A 14,719-nucleotide genomic window follows, 5' to 3' on the forward strand; every position below is an offset into this window, starting at 1 on the left:
CTCAGGCCCTCATTGGCGAGCACAAGGAATTCGCATGGAAAAGATCTGGCTCAAGAGCTACCCCCCGGGCGTACCGCACGACGTGCAACCCGAGCAATACCGCTCTGTGGCCCACCTGCTGGAAGAGTCGTTTCGCAAGCACGCCAGCAGCCCGTTCTCCGTCTGCATGGACCGCTGGATGAACTACGGCGACCTCGAGCGCCTGTCGGGCGCCCTGGGCGCCTACCTGCAGGGGCTGGGGCTGCAGCCCGGCTCGCGCGTGGCCATCATGCTGCCCAACATTCCCCAGTTTGGCGTGACCATGGCGGCCGTGCTGCTCGCGGGCTATACCTGCGTCAACGTCAACCCGCTCTACACCGCGCGCGAGCTGGAGCACCAGCTCAAAGACTCCGGCGCCACCACCATCGTCATTCTCGAAAACTTTGCCCATACCCTGGCCGAGGTGGTGGACCACACCGGCATCCAGCATGTGGTGATGGCATCGATGGGTGACCTGCTGGGTTTCTGGTTTGGCAAATGGATCACCTTTGCCGTGCGCCACCTGGCCAAGATGGTGCCCGCGTATGACCTGCCACTGACCAACGGGCGCAAGGTGGTCACCTTCAAAAAGGCACTGGCCCTGGGCGAGCACCGCACCCTGAGCCCCAGCCCCGCCACGCTCGACTCGATTGCCTTTTTGCAGTACACGGGCGGCACCACGGGCTTGTCCAAGGGCGCCGTGCTCACGCACCGCAACATCGTGGCCGCCACCTTGCAGGCCGAGGCGTGGTTCACCCCCGCGCTGTCCAAGATTGGCGATGTGACCAAAGCCAACAGCATTGCCGCGCTGCCGCTGTACCACATCTTCGCGCTCACGCTGTGCCTGCTGGCCATCCGCCAGGGCTCCAGCCTCACACTCATCCCCAACCCGCGCGACATCCCCAAGTTTGTGGCCGAGCTGAAAAAGCGACCCTTCCACATGCTGCCCGCCGTCAACACCTTGTTCAACGCGCTACTGCAAAACCCGCAGTTCCGCGCGCTCGATTTTTCACACCTGTGCGTGTCGCAGGCCGGGGGCATGGCGGCATCGGAGGGCACGGCGAAGCAATGGCAAAAGGTCACGGGCAGCACCATGATCGAAGGCTGGGGCATGAGCGAGACCTGCGCCATCGGCACCAACAACCCGGTGACCAATACCGAGTTCTCGGGCTCCATCGGCCTGCCCCTGCCGGGCATCGACATTGCCATCAAGGACGATGCGGGCAACAGCCTGCCCCAGGGCGCCTCGGGCGAGATCTGCATCCGTGGCCCCAACGTGATGACCGGCTACTACAACCAGCCTGAAGAGAACGCCAAAGCCTTCACCCCCGACGGCTTCATGCGCACGGGCGACATCGGCATCATGGACGCCCAGGGCTACACCCGCATCATCGACCGAAAAAAGGACATGATTTTGGTGAGCGGCTTCAACGTCTTCCCCAACGAGCTGGAACAGGTCATCAGCCTGTGCCCCGGCGTGGTGGAGTGCGCGGCCATTGGGGTACCCGACGAGAAGCAGGGCGAGGCCATCAAGGTGTTCATCATCAAGAACGACCCCGCCCTGACCGAGGACGATGTGGCGGCGTTCTGCCACGAGAACCTCACCGGCTACAAGCGCCCCAAGTACATCGAGTTCCGCGACGAGCTGCCCAAGAGCAACGTCGGCAAGATCCTGCGGCGGGAATTGAGAACATCCCCCTGAGCGGCTTTGCCGCTTCCCCCTTCTCTCTGCGCGCTTCGCGCTCGGGAAGGGGGACAACACCAGCGCGGCGGGGCGGCCCTTGCGCGGTGTTTCTGGCATAAGGCAGCGCGCCTGCTTCCAGCGCTTTTGCATGCCAATGCATCGCGCCCTCTGCCACGCCTCATGCCCAGGCAATGCCCGGCATCGAGGATCCAGAGTTTGATGCAGGTACGTCCACTGCATGCTCACCTCCTTAGCCCTACCTGCGCGGCATAGTGGCAAAGCCGTTTTCCAACCTCTCCCGTCCAACTACCTGACACAACCTCAGGGTTTTTCCCAGTAAGCAAACGTTTGCGCAAACGTTTGCTTTCGCTATGATTCGCGCCGCGGCATCGCTTTGGCGGGTCGCCCGAAGCGTTTTTGTGGGCGCCTTTCGGCGCTTTGAAGCCCCCCAATCCCAACTGGAGACACCATGCAGTTCACCCGCCGTTCCGTTCAAACCGCTGCCGCCATCGCCGTTTTGGGCGGCTTGCTGGCCAGCCCCGCCTGGGCGCAAGACAAGCCCAAGATCGCCCTGGTGATGAAGTCGCTGGCCAATGAGTTCTTCCGCACCATGGAAGACGGCGCCAAGGCCCACCAAAAGGCCCACGCCAGCGAGTACACACTGATCGCCAACGGCATCAAGAACGAGACCGACACCGCCGCGCAGATCAAGATGATCGAGCAGGCCGTGGCGCAAAAGGTCAGCGCCATCGTGCTGGCCCCGGCCGACTCCAAGGCCCTGGTGCCCGTGGTGAAGAACGCCATCGACAAGGGCATCATCGTGGTGAACATCGACAACCAGCTCGACGCCGCCGCCCTCAAAGAGAAGAACATCACCGTGCCCTTCGTCGGCCCTGACAACCGGGTGGGCGCCAAGCTGGTGGGCGACCACCTGGCCAAGACGCTGAAGGCGGGCGACAAGGTCGGCATCATCGAAGGTGTGTCCACCACCTTCAATGCCCAGCAACGCACCCTGGGCTACCAGGACGCCATGAAGGCCGCAGGCATCACCGTGGTGGGCGTGCAGTCCGGCAACTGGGAAATCGAAAAGGGCAACACCGTGGCCGCCGGCATGATGCGCGAGCACCCTGACCTGGTGGCCCTGCTGGCGGGCAACGACAGCATGGCGCTGGGCATCGTGGCCGCCGTGAAGGCCGCTGGCAAGACCGGCAAGGTGCAAGTGGTGGGCTACGACAACATCGCCGCCATCAAGCCCATGCTGGCCGACGGCCGCGTGCTGGCCACGGCCGACCAGTTTGCCGCCAAGCAAGCCGTGTTCGGCATTGAGCTGGCCCAGAAGGCCCTGGCCGCCAAGACGCCCCAGGCCCAACTGCCTGCCGCCGTGAAGACCGACGTGGTGCTGGTGACCAAAGACAGCAAGTAAGCCATGCGACCTCAGGCGCGTGGCGTAACGGCTACGCGCCTTTTTTGTTTTTGAAGGCATTGCCTCTGCCATGACGCCCCACACATCCGCCACGCCCCCTTCGCCGCTGCTGTCCATTGACGCCGTGGGCAAGGACTACACCGCCACCGTGCTCGACAACGTGACGCTGGCCCTGAACGCGGGCGAGGTGCTGGCCCTCACGGGCGAGAACGGCGCGGGCAAGAGCACGCTGTCCAAGATCATCTGCGGGCTGGAATCGGCCACGCGGGGCGGCATGCGCCTGGGTGGGCAGACCTACACCCCCACCTCGCGCCGCGATGCCGAGCAGCACGGCGTGCGCATGGTGATGCAAGAGCTGGGGCTGATCCCCACCCTGTCGGTAGCCGAGAACCTGCTGATGGGCCGCCTTCCCCACCGAGCCGGCTGGCTGCGCCGCGATGCACTGCTCGCCGCAGCCAGCCAGCAGCTGGCCAAGATTGGCCTGACCCACATCGACCCGGCCACGCCCGTGTCGGCCCTGGGCATTGGCCAGCAGCAGATGGTGGAGATTGCGCGCAACCTGCACGACGACACGCGCATCCTGGTGCTGGACGAGCCCACCGCCATGCTCACCCCGCGTGAGACGAATTACCTGTTTGACCAGATTGCCCACCTCACCGCACGCGGCGTGGCCATCATTTACGTGTCGCACCGCCTCGAAGAGCTGCGCCGCATTGCCGACCGCGCCGCCGTGCTGCGCGACGGCCGCCTGGTGGACGTGTTGCCCATGGCGGGCCTGACGGAAGACGCGCTGGTGCAGCGCATGGTCGGTCGCTCGGTCAACGACCTGGAAGACCGCCCCCGCCGCACCGCAGGCCCAGTGGTCATGGGCGTGCAAGGCATTGGCCGGGGCACTGCGGTGCAGGACGTGAGCCTGGAGCTGCGCGCGGGCGAAGTGTTCGGCATTGCCGGGCTGGTGGGCTCGGGCCGCACCGAGCTGCTGCGCCTGCTCTTTGGTGCGGACCGTGCCGACCGGGGCAACGTGACTCTGTACGAAAATTTTGATCAAAAAGTGCCTCCAGCGCCCGACCATCAAGCGCAAGCAGCTACCAATTCAATAGCAAACCCTAATTCCACTCCGTCCACCCCCCGCCCCCCCGTGCTGCGCACCCTGGCGCGGGGCTTTGCCACGCCGCTGCAGGCCATTGCCGCCGGGGTGGGCCTGGTGACGGAAGACCGCAAATCGCAAGGCCTGCTGCTCGCGCAGCCCATCCGCATCAACGCCACGCTGTCCGACCTGGGCGCCGTATCGCGCGGGGGCTGGTTGCAGCGCGGGCTGGAGAACCGGCTGGTGCAGGGCTTCATCCAGACCCTGCGCATCCGCTGCCGGGGCGGCGAGCAGCCCGTGGGCCAGCTCTCGGGCGGCAACCAGCAAAAGGTGGTGTTTGCCCGCTGGCTGCACCGCCCCTGCAAGGTGCTGCTGCTGGACGAGCCCACCCGTGGCGTGGACGTGGGCGCACGCGCCGAGATTTACAGCGAGCTGGACCGCATGGCCGACCAAGGCCGCGCCCTGCTGATGGTGTCGTCCGACCTGCGCGAGCTGATGGCCATGGCCGACCGCATTGGCGTGATGAGCGGTGGCCGCATGGTGGCCGTGTTCGAGCGCGGCGAGTGGACGCAGCAATCGCTGCTGGCCGCCGCCTTCTCGGAGCAAAGCCATGCGCCCGCCGAGCAACCAGCGGCTGCATAGCCCCCACGCACCTCCCAACCACCGCCCTGTTCCACCGCCCTGTTTTGACCCTTTTCCTGACCGAGCCCTTCGCATGAACGCCCCCACCTCCACCCCCACGGCAGCGGCCCCTGCACCGCGCACCCCCTCCGCCTGGCGCAGCCAGCTGGGCACCTACCTAGGGCTGATCGCCGTGCTGGCGGGCATGGTGGCGCTGTTCTCGTCGCTGTCCGAGTATTTCTGGAGCGCCGAGACCTTCATCACCATCGCCAACGAAATCCCGGCCCTGGCCGTGATGGCCGTGGGCATGACCTTTGTGCTCATCATCGCGGGCATCGATTTGTCGGTGGGCTCGGTGATGGCGCTGGCCGCCGCCACCTCGGCCGCCGCCATCCTGCAGTGGGGCTGGACGGTGCCCGCCGCCGCCGCGCTGGCCCTGGCCACCGGCCTGGTGTGCGGCACCATCACCGGCACCATCTCGGTGGCGTGGCGCCTGCCCTCGTTCATCGTCTCGCTGGGCATGCTCGAAGCCGTGCGCGGCAGCGCCTACGTGGTGACCGACTCGCGCACGCAGTACGTGGGCGATGCGATCTCGTGGCTGTCGGCTCCGTTCTTTGGCGGCATCTCGTTCGCCTTCTTGCTGGCCGTGGTGCTGGTGGTGGTGGCACAACTGGTGCTGTCGCGCACCGTTTTTGGCCGCAGCGTGGTGGGCATTGGCACCAACGAGGAAGCCATGCGCCTGGCAGGCGTGGACCCGCGCCCCATCCGCATCATCGTGTTCGCTGTGACCGGGCTGCTGGCCGGGCTGGCGGGCCTGATGCAATCGGCCCGCCTGGAAGCCGCCGACCCCAACGCAGGCACCGGCATGGAGCTGCAGGTGATTGCCGCTGTGGTGATTGGCGGCACCAGCCTGATGGGCGGGCGCGGCTCGGTGGTGAACACCGCGTTTGGCGTGCTCATCATTGCCGTGCTGGAAGCAGGCCTGGCCCAGGTGGGCGCCAGCGAGCCCAGCAAGCGCATCATCACCGGCATCGTGATCGTGGCCGCCGTGATCGTGGACACGCTGCGCCAGCGCCGCGCGGCCAAGGCCTGAGCCCGCACGGGAGCCGCCCATGGCCACCATCAAGGACGTTGCCCGCCACGCCGACGTATCGGTCACCACCGTCTCGCACGTGGTCAATGGCACCCGCCATGTCAGCCCCGAAAGCCGTGCGCGCGTAGAGACCGCCATCCGCGCCCTGGGCTATGTGCCCAGCGCCATTGCGCGCAGCCTCAAGAGCAACAACACGCGCACGCTGGGCATGCTGATCCCCAACAGCTCCAACCCCTACTTTGCGGAAATCGTGCACGCGGTGGAAGACCGCTGCTTTGGCGCGGGCTACAACCTCATCCTGTGCAACACCAACGACGAGGCCCACCGCCAGGGCACCTATTTGCAGGTGCTGGCCGAGCGGCGCATTGACGGACTGATCGTCGTCTCCACCGGGCACGACGCCACCCTACCTAACCAGCTGGCGGGCCTGGGCATTCCCACCGTGCTGGTGGACCGCGAAATCGAAATTGCCGAGCAGCCTTGCGACCTGGTGGAAACCGCCCACATGCAAGGCGGCCTGCTGGCCACGCAGCACCTGCTGCAACTGGGCCACCAGCGCATTGCCTGCATTGGCGGCCCCACGGGCCTGGCCCCCAGCGAGCAGCGCATTGCCGGCTGGCGCAGCGCCCTGGCCGCTGCAGGCCTGGGCCAGGGCGATGGCCTGCTGTGGCACGGCAACTTCACCAGCCAGGGCGGCTACGAGGCCATGCACGCACTGCTGCGCGCGGCCACGCCGCCCACTGCCGTGTTCGTTTGCAACGACCTGATGGCCATGGGCGCCCTGTGCGCTGCGCACGAGCGCGGCCTGCGCCTGCCCGAGGCCTTGTCGATGGTGGGCTTTGACGACATTGAACTCACCGCCTTCACCAGCCCGCCGCTGACCACCGTGGCCCAGCCCAAGCAGCGCATCGGCGCGCTGGCCGTGGACATGCTGCTCGAACGCATCGACGGCAAGCGCCAGGACGCCCGCAAGGTGATGCTGCAGCCCGAGCTACGCGTGCGCGCATCGACCGCGCCCCGCCCCCAATAAAACTCCAAAAAAACCAAAGCATGACGACGCCCCCTTCAACCCCTGCCCCCTCAACGCCTTCATCGACGCACTCATCGGCGCCCTGCATCGCCGTGCTGGGCAGCCTGAACATGGACCTGGTGCTGCAGGTGCAGCACGCCCCCGGCGCAGGTGAGACCGTGTTGGCCCAGGGCCTGCACTATGTGCCCGGTGGCAAAGGCGGCAACCAAGCCGTGGCCTGCGCCCGCCAGGGCGCGCAGGTGCACCTGCTGGGCCGTGTGGGCAACGACGCCAACGGCGCCACGCTGCGCGCTGAACTGGAACGTGACGGCATCGACCACAGCGCCGTGCTCACCGACGCCGAAGCCCCCACAGGGCTGGCCGCCATCACGGTGGAGGCCTCGGGCCAGAACCGCATCGTGGTCGTGCCCGGCGCCAATGCCCGCTTCACGCTCGATACACCGGCCCTGCAATCCCTGCTGACCCGCGCCAGCGCACTGGTCATGCAGCTGGAAAGCCCCATGCCCGAAGTGCTGGCGGCCGCGCAGTGCGCCCACAAAGCCGGGCGGCGTGTGGTGTTCAACCCCTCCCCCATCCAACCCTTGCCCGAAGCGCTGCTGCCGCTGGTCGATGTGCTGGTGGTCAATGAGGTGGAAGCCGCCGCGCTGGCAGGCACGGCTGTGGAAACCCCTGCCCAGGCGGCCCAGGCAGCGCAAGCCTTGCGCACCATGGGGCCATCGCAAGTCGTGGTCACGCTGGGCGCCGCCGGTGCGGTGGCGGCCGATGCTGCAGGCAGCCGCTACCACCCCGGCCGCAAGGTACAGGCGGTGGACACCACCGCGGCAGGCGACACCTTTTTGGGTGCCCTCACCGTGGCGCTGGCCGAGGGCCAATCGCTCGGCCTGGCGGTGCGCGAAGGCATCCGCGCCTCGGCCCTGTGCGTGACGCAGGCGGGCGCCCAACCCTCCATCCCCACCCGCGCCGCCGTGGCGCAAAGCCCCCTGCCCCCTGACTGGAGCCCCCTGTGAAACGCACCGCCTTGATGCATGCCGAACTCTCCCACGCCATTGCCTCCATGGGCCACGGCGACATGCTGGTGATTGGCGACGTGGGCCTGCCCATCCCGAACGGCCCACGCCGCATCGACCTGGCGCTGACGCCCGGCATCCCCGCCGTGGCCGACGTGCTGCGCGTGGTGCTGACCGAGCTGCAGGTGGAAAAAGCCGTGATCGCCACCGAAGCCGTGGAGCGCGCCCAGGGCCTGCTGCCCAGCTGGTGCCAGCTGCCCGTCACACCGCAAACCGTCAGCCACGATGAATTCAAGCGCCTGACCGAGCGCGCCCGCGTGGTGGTGCGCACGGGTGAGTGCACGCCGTATGCCAACGTGATCCTGGTGGCTGGCGTCACGTTCTGATCGGGCGCACCACCGTTTGGGCGGAAGATCTCGAAGCCAGCCCCCGCCCCCGTAGGTCGGGTTAGCCCGCAAGGGCATCACCCGACACCCTGGGGCTAGCGCGGCACTATCGTCGGGTTACGCTGCGCTAACCCGACCTACACGACTGCCAGCACCAGAGCGACACCTCCACCGCTCGGGCTAAGCCCCAAACGGGCAGCGGCAGTGCCCGCTCCCTCCCTGCGCAGGCCCTCTCGGGGTTTTGGAGAGGCTGTGCGCCCGTGCGGTGCGCTACGCTGCAGGCTCTGCCGCAGCCACTGCCCCTCACGCCATGCCCGCACCCTCGACCGCCCCGTTGACCGCATCCCTGCCGCCCGGCATCACCGTGCTGGAGCGCGGCTGGCTCTCGGCCAATAACGTGGTGTGCATCGGGCCCGAAGGCGCGGCCGTGGTGGACACCGGCTACTGCACCCACAGCGACCAGACCGTGGCCTTGGTGCAAAGCGCGCTGGGCGCGCAGCCGCTGCAGCGCATCCTCAACACCCACCTGCACAGCGACCACTGCGGCGGCAATGCCGCGCTGCAGGCGGCCTGGCCCGGTGCCGCCACCCACATCCCCCCGGCCAAATGGCACAGGTCACTCAATGGGACGCCTACGCCCTGAGCTACACCCCCACGGGCCAGGACTGCCCGCGCTTCAAGGCCGACGCCGCCTTGCAGCCCGGCACCACCGCGCGCCTGGCCGGGCGCGACTGGCAGGTGCACGCCGCACCGGGGCACGACCCGCATTCGGTGGTGCTGTTTGAGCCGCAAAGCGCCACGCTCATCTCGGCCGACGCGCTGTGGGAGAACGGCTTTGGCGTCGTCTTTCCAGAGCTGGAAGGCACCGCCGCTTTCGACGAAGTGGCCGCCACGCTGGATGTGATCGAGCGCCTGGCCCCGCGCACCGTCATCCCCGGCCACGGCCCCGTTTTTACCGATGCGCCGCGCGCCATTGCCGCCGCACGCCAGCGGCTGCAGGGCTTTGTGGCCGCCCCGCGCAAGCACGCGCTGTATGCCGCCAAAGTGCTCCTCAAGTACAAACTGCTGGAGCTGCAGCACACCACCGTGCCCGCCCTGCAGCAGTGGGCCGAGGGCACGCCCTACTTTGGCATGCTGCACCGCGCCCACTTTGCCGACCAGCCGCAGGCCGCCTGGCTGCACAGCCTGGTGGCCGACCTGGAACGCTCGGGCGCAGCGGTGCGCCAGGGCGAGGCGCTGTTCAATGGCTGAGCCAACCACTGCCGCCCTCACGCCCCCGTAAAAAAGCCCGCGTGTAGCGGGCTTCTTCTGCATCCGCAGACCTCGTAGGTCGGGTTAGCCCGCAAGGGCATCACCCGACGCCCGCAGGGCACGCAGTGTTGATGTCGGGTTACGCTGCGCTAACCCGACCTACACGGCGGTGCCCACAGGCCTGCAGCCAAGCTGTCAGGTCCCATGCAACCGCTCAGTGTTTGAACTGGCTATCGCATCCCGTCACGTGGTTGTTGCTGCTGGACATGCATTGGTAGAACGATTTCTTGTTGCCGCTGGCAATCTGGCAATCGCCCACGCTGTACTTGCCCTTGGCCTCCTTGATCTTCGGGGCCGTGGCGTCAAAAGCCGCCTGGGTCATGTAGCCGTCGCGCACGTTCTTCTGGCCCACCTCCAGCATCAGATCGGCCTGGTAGTGGATGTTGCTCACCGCCACCGCGCAGTTCATCGGCACTTCCTTTTTGTCGACCGTGCCCAGGGCCTTTTTAAGGCCCTCGCCAAACTCCTGCACGTCCTTGGAAACCTTCTTGGTGCCGTCGGCGTTGTACTCGGTGGCGCCCTTGCCCGAGGCGCTCTTGCGGCCCTCCGCGCCCCCCGATCCTGTGTCGCTGCCGGTGGTCGTGCCATTGGTGCTCTGCAGCTTCATGGGCTCCACATCGTCCTTGCTGGCCGGGGGCTGCGAGCCGTAGTGCGTCTTGCCGTTCGCATCCACCCACTTGTACACCGGCTGCGCCTGCACGCCCATTGCCCACACCACCATGGCGGCCATCGCCGCTGCCTTCCATTGCACCATAGCACCCTCTTTTGAATGAAATAGGCCGCTAGCGCTTACCTATCAAGCGCTAGCAGCTTCTTTTTTGATAGCGGCCCCTGCACCTCTCACGGCAGATCGGTATTCACTGCCGGGGCGGCCGCATCGCGCGGGCCCACGGTGCCCAGGCGGCTGCGCAGCGACTGCGGCTGGCCGGTGAGCATGGCCGCGTAATTGGTGGTGTTGGCCAGCACCTTCTTCACGTAGTCACGCGTTTCTGCAAAGGGTACGTTTTCGGCCCAGATGGCGGCGTCCAGCACGGGGCCGTTGCGCCAATTGCGCGGACGGCCGGGGCCTGCGTTGTAGGCGGCGGCGGCCATGGGCATGGAGCCCGCAAAATCGTCCAGCGCCAGCTTGAGGTAGGCCGTGCCGATGGTGATGTTGGTGTCGCGGTCCGAGATCTGGTCCGGGGTGAAGTTGGTGAGGCCAATCTTCTTGGCCGTCCAGCGGGCCGTCGCAGGCATCACCTGCATCAGGCCCGAGGCCCCAACGTGCGAGCGGGCGTCCATCACAAAGCGGCTTTCCTGCCGGATCAGGCCGTACACATAGGCCGGGTCCAGGCCAATGCCCTGGGCGCGCTCCACCACGGTGGCGCGAAACGGCGTGGGAAAGCGCTGCGTGGTGTCGATGACGGTCTTGGTGCGCTCGCTGGTGTTGATGCAGCGGTCCCACACCTCGCGCTGGCAGGCAAAGTCGGCAGCGGCCAGCAAATCGCGCTCGGCCATGCCGCCGGGGTTGTGCAGGTTGGTGGCGTAGTTCCACTCGCGCACGCCTTCGCTGCGCAGGCCCAGCATGATGGCGTAGAGCGCGCGGTTGAGCGCCGGGTTGGCGCGGGCCGCAGCCTTTTCTTCGGCCGTGAGGGGCGCTGGCGCGGGCGGCACGGCCACGCGCTGGCCCAGCTCTTCCAGCGCCAGTTGCTCGTAAAAGCCCCGGGTGCTGGCAATGCCCTGCAGCCACTGGCGGGCTTCGGTGCGTTCGGCCTCGCTGGGCTTTTCGGCCAGCACAGCCTTGGCACGCCAGTACACCCAGGTGCTGTCGCTGCGGGCTTCGTCGCTCATGGCCTCCACGGCCTTGCGCACCACCTTCCACTGGCCTGCGCGCAGGGCGGCGCGCACCTTCCAGCCCAGCAGGTCGTCGTTCAGGTCGGCATCTTTGGTCACGTTGCCAAAGTAGGTCATGGCGTCGTTCGACAGGCGCTGTGCGGCCTGCTTGCCAATCACGCCCCACACCCAGTTGCGCTCTTCGGGCGACAAGTGCACGCCCCATTTGCTGTCGAGCTGGGCGGCGGCGTTGTCCACATCGCCCTGCGCCAGCTTGATGAGGGCCAGCGCCACCAGCTCCTGGCGCGCCTTGCCACGGGCCGTGGCGCGGCTGTGCAGGTACTTGGCAGCCGAGTCCATCAGTTCCTTGACCTGGGCAGAGGATTCAGGCGAGACGATTTCTACGGCGCTGCGCGCTGCGCGCACGCGGTTGGCCTCCACCGCCAGGCGGGCCTTGCGCCACACGTCCTGGGCCGTGAGCTTTTTGTAGCCATACAGCTCGCCCGCCGCGTGGGTGCAGCCGTCGTCGTTGTCGCGCTGGGCATACCAGTTGCGGCGCACCTCATCGGCCGCCGTGGCGGGGGCCGTGCCCTTCAAGGTGTCGATCAGCAGGGCGTAGCAGCGCACTTCCTTGTCGTCCGACATGCGGTAGCTCGGGTGCTGCTCGGCAAACTGTGCCCAGTCGCGGCGCTGGCCCAGCAGCAGCAGCCAGTCGTTGCGCAGCCGGTCTTCCTGGTAGGTGCCAGCGTATTTCTGCAAAAAGCCCTGGATCTCCTGGGGCAACGCCTCGCCCAGGCGCAGCTTCAACTCCCAGTAGGCGGCCCAGGGCTCCAGCGCATGGCCACGCACGGTGGGCAGCAGCTGGTCCAGCTTTTTACGGTCGCCTTTGCGAAAGGCCTGGCCCATCTCCAGCAGGGCATCGTCGCCACGGTTTTGCGCCTGGACAAGGGGCGCAGCGGTGGCCAGCACTGCGGCGGCCACAAGGGGTGTCAAAATCGCTCTGAGCAATTGCATGGGGGAATTATCTGATGGACAAAGCAGCCCTTCGGCGCGCATTGATTGAAGAACGTCTCAACCTGCCTGATCGCCTACAACGGGCCGACCTGTTACAGCAGGTCATGCGCATTTGGCTGGTCAACCGGCCCGACACCGTGATTGGCGCCTATTGGCCCATCAAGGGCGAGTTTGACCCCCTGCCCGCCCTGCACCGCTGGAAGGAAGACGGCGAGCTGCTGGACGAGCCCCTGCGCCGGCGCATCGGCCTGCCGGTGGTCAACAAGCAGCACAAAACGCTCACCTTCCACGCCTGGTACCCCGGCTGCCCCATGGAAGAGGACGCCTACGGCATCCCCAAGCCCAAGGACACCGAGGTCATCGTGCCCACGCTGCTGTTTGTGCCCTGTGTGGGCTACGCACCGGGTGGCTACCGGCTGGGCTATGGCGGCGGCTTTTACGACCGCACGCTGGCCACACTGCAGCCCAAGCCCTTCACCGTGGGCCTGGGTTTCACCAACGGCTACCTGGACGACTTCGAGCCCGAGGAGTTTGACCTGCCGCTCGATGCCATCCTGAACGACAACGGCGTGGTCTGGCCGGTCTGACCCCCTCGCCCAGGCCTGCCCAGAACAGCACGATGGCCTGTGATGCGCGCTGCGCATCATTCAGGCCGCTTTTTCGCATCGCTGGCGCGCGCCACTGCCGCTAGCATGGCGGTCCGACTTTCTTTTCCCTGATTTCCATCGGCAGGTGCCCCATGCTCAAGCTCTACATCGGCAACAAGAACTACTCGTCCTGGTCCATGCGCCCCTGGGTGCTGCTCAAGCAGGCGGGCATTGCGTTTGACGAAGTGCACGTGCGCTTTGACAGCTTCGAGGCCGACTCAGAGTTCAAGCGCACCATGGGCCCCGTGAGCCCCACCGGCAAGGTGCCCGTGCTGGTCGATGGTGACCTGGTGGTGTGGGACACCCTGGCCATTGCCGAATACGTGGCCGAGACCTGGGCCGACAAGCAACTCTGGCCCGCCCAACCCAAGGCCCGCGCACGTGCCCGCAGCATCTGCGCCGAGATGCACAGCGGCTTCACCGCCCTGCGCAGCCACTGCCCCATGAACATCGAGGCCGACCTGGCCGACACCGGCGCCCTGATCTGGCGCGACCAGCCCGCCGTGCGCGCCGATGTGGCCCGCCTGGTGGGCATGTGGGGCGCGCTGCTGGAAGAACACGGCGGCCCCATGCTGTTTGGAGCGTTCTCGGTGGCCGATGCCTACTTTGCCCCTGTGTGCATGCGCCTGCACACCTACGCACTGCCCCTGCCCGCCCCCATCGCCGCCTATGTGCAGCGTGTGCGCGAGCTACCCGGCGTGAAAGCCTGGATCGACGAGGCCCTGGCCGAGAAGGACTTTCTCGACTTCGAGGAACCCTACCGCCTGAACCCTGGCCAGGAGTGATCCGATGGCGGTCACCATCTACCTGCGCTACGTGCTCAATACCACCAAACTGAAAGAGTTTGAGCACTACGGCAAACTGTGGATTCCCCTGGTCGAGAAATTCGGCGGCCAGCACCACGGCTACTTCATGCCCAGCGAAGGCGCCAACAACATTGCGCTGGCCCTGTTCACGTTTGACAGCCTCGCGGCCTACGAGGTGTACCGCGAGCGGTCCATGCAAGACGCGGACTGCCAGGCGGCGTTTCGGTACGCCGAGGAAACCGGTTGCATCGTGAGCTACGAACGGAGCTTTTTCAGGCCGGTGTTTGCCTGACAGCGGACGCGCGGTCAGCGCTGGCGAAACTGCTTGCGTAAAAACGCCTTGTGCCGCGCAATGTGCGCGAGCTGCGCCGGGGCCACGCTGCCGCGCAGGTCTTCGTCTTCGACATTGAGCACCTGGTTGGCATAGGCCATGGCGCGGGCCACCACCTCTTCTTCGCTCACGCCCTGTGGGGCCGCCAGGTCCATCGCCACGCGGCGCATGGCGCGCTGCGACAGCATCCACATCGCGCCAAACGAATCCCACGCGGCCGCCACCTCCTTGAATTTGTCGTGCTCGGCCAGGATGTCGGCCAGCGGCTTCGCCAGGATTTCTTGCAACCCCTCGACCTTGGCCTGCAGGGCCTCGAACTGCGCCTCGCGCTGCAGGGCCTCGGCGGCGGCATTGGCTGCAGCGTCAGGCGCCGCAGGCACGGGCACGCTGCCGTCGGGGTTGAGTTGGGCGATGGTGAGGTCGGAGGCTAGGGACATGGTGGGTTGGAA

13 protein-coding genes and 1 pseudogene are annotated in these 14,719 nt (G+C 66.7%); 11 read left to right on the forward strand and 3 right to left on the reverse strand.

From position 1 onward, the window contains the following. The first annotated feature begins 34 nt into the window (after window positions 1-34). The 8 genes and pseudogenes from EAG14_RS18890 to EAG14_RS18925 all read left to right on the forward strand — a co-directional run bounded on the left by EAG14_RS18890 (window position 35) and on the right by EAG14_RS18925 (window position 9,600). Entirely contained in the window at window positions 35-1,720 is a 1,686-nt protein-coding gene (locus EAG14_RS18890) for an AMP-binding protein (protein ID WP_121729794.1), read from the forward strand. A 451-nt stretch (window positions 1,721-2,171) separates the two neighbouring features. After that, on the forward strand, window positions 2,172-3,125 hold the full coding sequence (locus EAG14_RS18895) for a sugar ABC transporter substrate-binding protein (RefSeq protein WP_099742967.1): 954 nt from the start codon (window positions 2,172-2,174) through the stop codon (window positions 3,123-3,125). Window positions 3,126-3,195: 70 nt separating this feature from the next. Continuing rightward, a complete protein-coding gene (locus EAG14_RS18900) occupies window positions 3,196-4,854 on the forward strand; it encodes a sugar ABC transporter ATP-binding protein (protein ID WP_205603428.1) in 1,659 nt (552 codons plus the stop codon). Window positions 4,855-4,927: 73 nt separating this feature from the next. Further along, window positions 4,928-5,926: an ABC transporter permease gene (locus tag EAG14_RS18905; RefSeq protein WP_099657782.1), complete on the forward strand. Its 999-nt coding sequence runs from the start codon at window positions 4,928-4,930 to the stop codon at window positions 5,924-5,926. Between the two features lie 19 nt (window positions 5,927-5,945). Then, entirely contained in the window at window positions 5,946-6,956 is a 1,011-nt protein-coding gene (locus tag EAG14_RS18910; protein ID WP_099742964.1) for a LacI family DNA-binding transcriptional regulator, read from the forward strand. Between the two features lie 20 nt (window positions 6,957-6,976). After that, window positions 6,977-7,963 (forward strand): ribokinase, encoded by a 987-nt coding sequence (gene rbsK / locus EAG14_RS18915; RefSeq protein WP_121729796.1) that lies wholly within the window; start codon window positions 6,977-6,979, stop codon window positions 7,961-7,963. After that, window positions 7,960-8,349, forward strand: a complete 390-nt coding sequence (gene rbsD, locus EAG14_RS18920) for a D-ribose pyranase (RefSeq protein WP_121729797.1) — start codon at window positions 7,960-7,962, stop codon at window positions 8,347-8,349. The genes rbsK and rbsD overlap by 4 nt, the downstream gene beginning before the upstream one ends. A gap of 310 nt (window positions 8,350-8,659) precedes the next feature. Continuing rightward, window positions 8,660-9,600 (forward strand): annotated as a pseudogene (locus EAG14_RS18925) (MBL fold metallo-hydrolase). 214 nt (window positions 9,601-9,814) lie between these two features. Here EAG14_RS18925 and EAG14_RS18930 read toward each other — a convergent pair. Further along, window positions 9,815-10,414 carry a DUF4124 domain-containing protein gene (locus EAG14_RS18930; RefSeq protein WP_121729798.1) on the reverse strand — a complete coding sequence of 200 codons (600 nt, stop codon included), beginning with the start codon at window positions 10,412-10,414 and terminating at the stop codon, window positions 9,815-9,817. Between the two features lie 86 nt (window positions 10,415-10,500). Further along, window positions 10,501-12,486 carry a lytic transglycosylase domain-containing protein gene (locus EAG14_RS18935; protein WP_121729799.1) on the reverse strand — a complete coding sequence of 662 codons (1,986 nt, stop codon included), beginning with the start codon at window positions 12,484-12,486 and terminating at the stop codon, window positions 10,501-10,503. A gap of 14 nt (window positions 12,487-12,500) precedes the next feature. On the opposite strand from EAG14_RS18935, the gene EAG14_RS18940 reads away from it, so the two are divergent. The 3 genes from EAG14_RS18940 (at window position 12,501) to EAG14_RS18950 (ending at window position 14,231) form a co-directional block, all read left to right on the forward strand. Next, entirely contained in the window at window positions 12,501-13,073 is a 573-nt protein-coding gene (locus EAG14_RS18940) for a 5-formyltetrahydrofolate cyclo-ligase (protein WP_099742959.1), read from the forward strand. A 152-nt stretch (window positions 13,074-13,225) separates the two neighbouring features. Further along, window positions 13,226-13,918 (forward strand): glutathione S-transferase family protein, encoded by a 693-nt coding sequence (locus EAG14_RS18945; RefSeq protein ID WP_121729800.1) that lies wholly within the window; start codon window positions 13,226-13,228, stop codon window positions 13,916-13,918. Window positions 13,919-13,922: 4 nt separating this feature from the next. After that, complete coding sequence (locus tag EAG14_RS18950; protein ID WP_121729801.1) at window positions 13,923-14,231, forward strand: NIPSNAP family protein; 309 nt, start codon at window positions 13,923-13,925, stop codon at window positions 14,229-14,231. A gap of 14 nt (window positions 14,232-14,245) precedes the next feature. Here the strand turns inward: EAG14_RS18950 and EAG14_RS18955 are convergent, their stop codons facing one another. Then, window positions 14,246-14,707, reverse strand: coding sequence for a hypothetical protein (locus tag EAG14_RS18955; protein ID WP_121729802.1), 462 nt, complete (start codon window positions 14,705-14,707; stop codon window positions 14,246-14,248). Window positions 14,708-14,719 lie beyond the last annotated feature (12 nt).

It is taken from the genome of Acidovorax sp. 1608163 (assembly GCF_003669015.1).
GTDB lineage: Bacteria > Pseudomonadota > Gammaproteobacteria > Burkholderiales > Burkholderiaceae_C > Acidovorax.

Coding starts and splice junctions, on each gene's coding strand:
- EAG14_RS18945 (WP_121729800.1), top strand. CDS start 13,226: ATGCTCAAGCTCTACATCGGCAACAAGAACTACTCGTCCTGGTCCATG.
- EAG14_RS18905 (WP_099657782.1), top strand. CDS start 4,928: ATGAACGCCCCCACCTCCACCCCCACGGCAGCGGCCCCTGCACCGCGC.
- EAG14_RS18955 (WP_121729802.1), bottom strand. CDS start 14,707: ATGTCCCTAGCCTCCGACCTCACCATCGCCCAACTCAACCCCGACGGC.
- EAG14_RS18900 (WP_205603428.1), top strand. CDS start 3,196: ATGACGCCCCACACATCCGCCACGCCCCCTTCGCCGCTGCTGTCCATT.
- EAG14_RS18940 (WP_099742959.1), top strand. CDS start 12,501: ATGGACAAAGCAGCCCTTCGGCGCGCATTGATTGAAGAACGTCTCAAC.
- EAG14_RS18895 (WP_099742967.1), top strand. CDS start 2,172: ATGCAGTTCACCCGCCGTTCCGTTCAAACCGCTGCCGCCATCGCCGTT.
- EAG14_RS18950 (WP_121729801.1), top strand. CDS start 13,923: ATGGCGGTCACCATCTACCTGCGCTACGTGCTCAATACCACCAAACTG.
- EAG14_RS18930 (WP_121729798.1), bottom strand. CDS start 10,414: ATGGTGCAATGGAAGGCAGCGGCGATGGCCGCCATGGTGGTGTGGGCA.
- EAG14_RS18890 (WP_121729794.1), top strand. CDS start 35: ATGGAAAAGATCTGGCTCAAGAGCTACCCCCCGGGCGTACCGCACGAC.
- EAG14_RS18935 (WP_121729799.1), bottom strand. CDS start 12,486: ATGCAATTGCTCAGAGCGATTTTGACACCCCTTGTGGCCGCCGCAGTG.
- EAG14_RS18910 (WP_099742964.1), top strand. CDS start 5,946: ATGGCCACCATCAAGGACGTTGCCCGCCACGCCGACGTATCGGTCACC.
- rbsK (WP_121729796.1), top strand. CDS start 6,977: ATGACGACGCCCCCTTCAACCCCTGCCCCCTCAACGCCTTCATCGACG.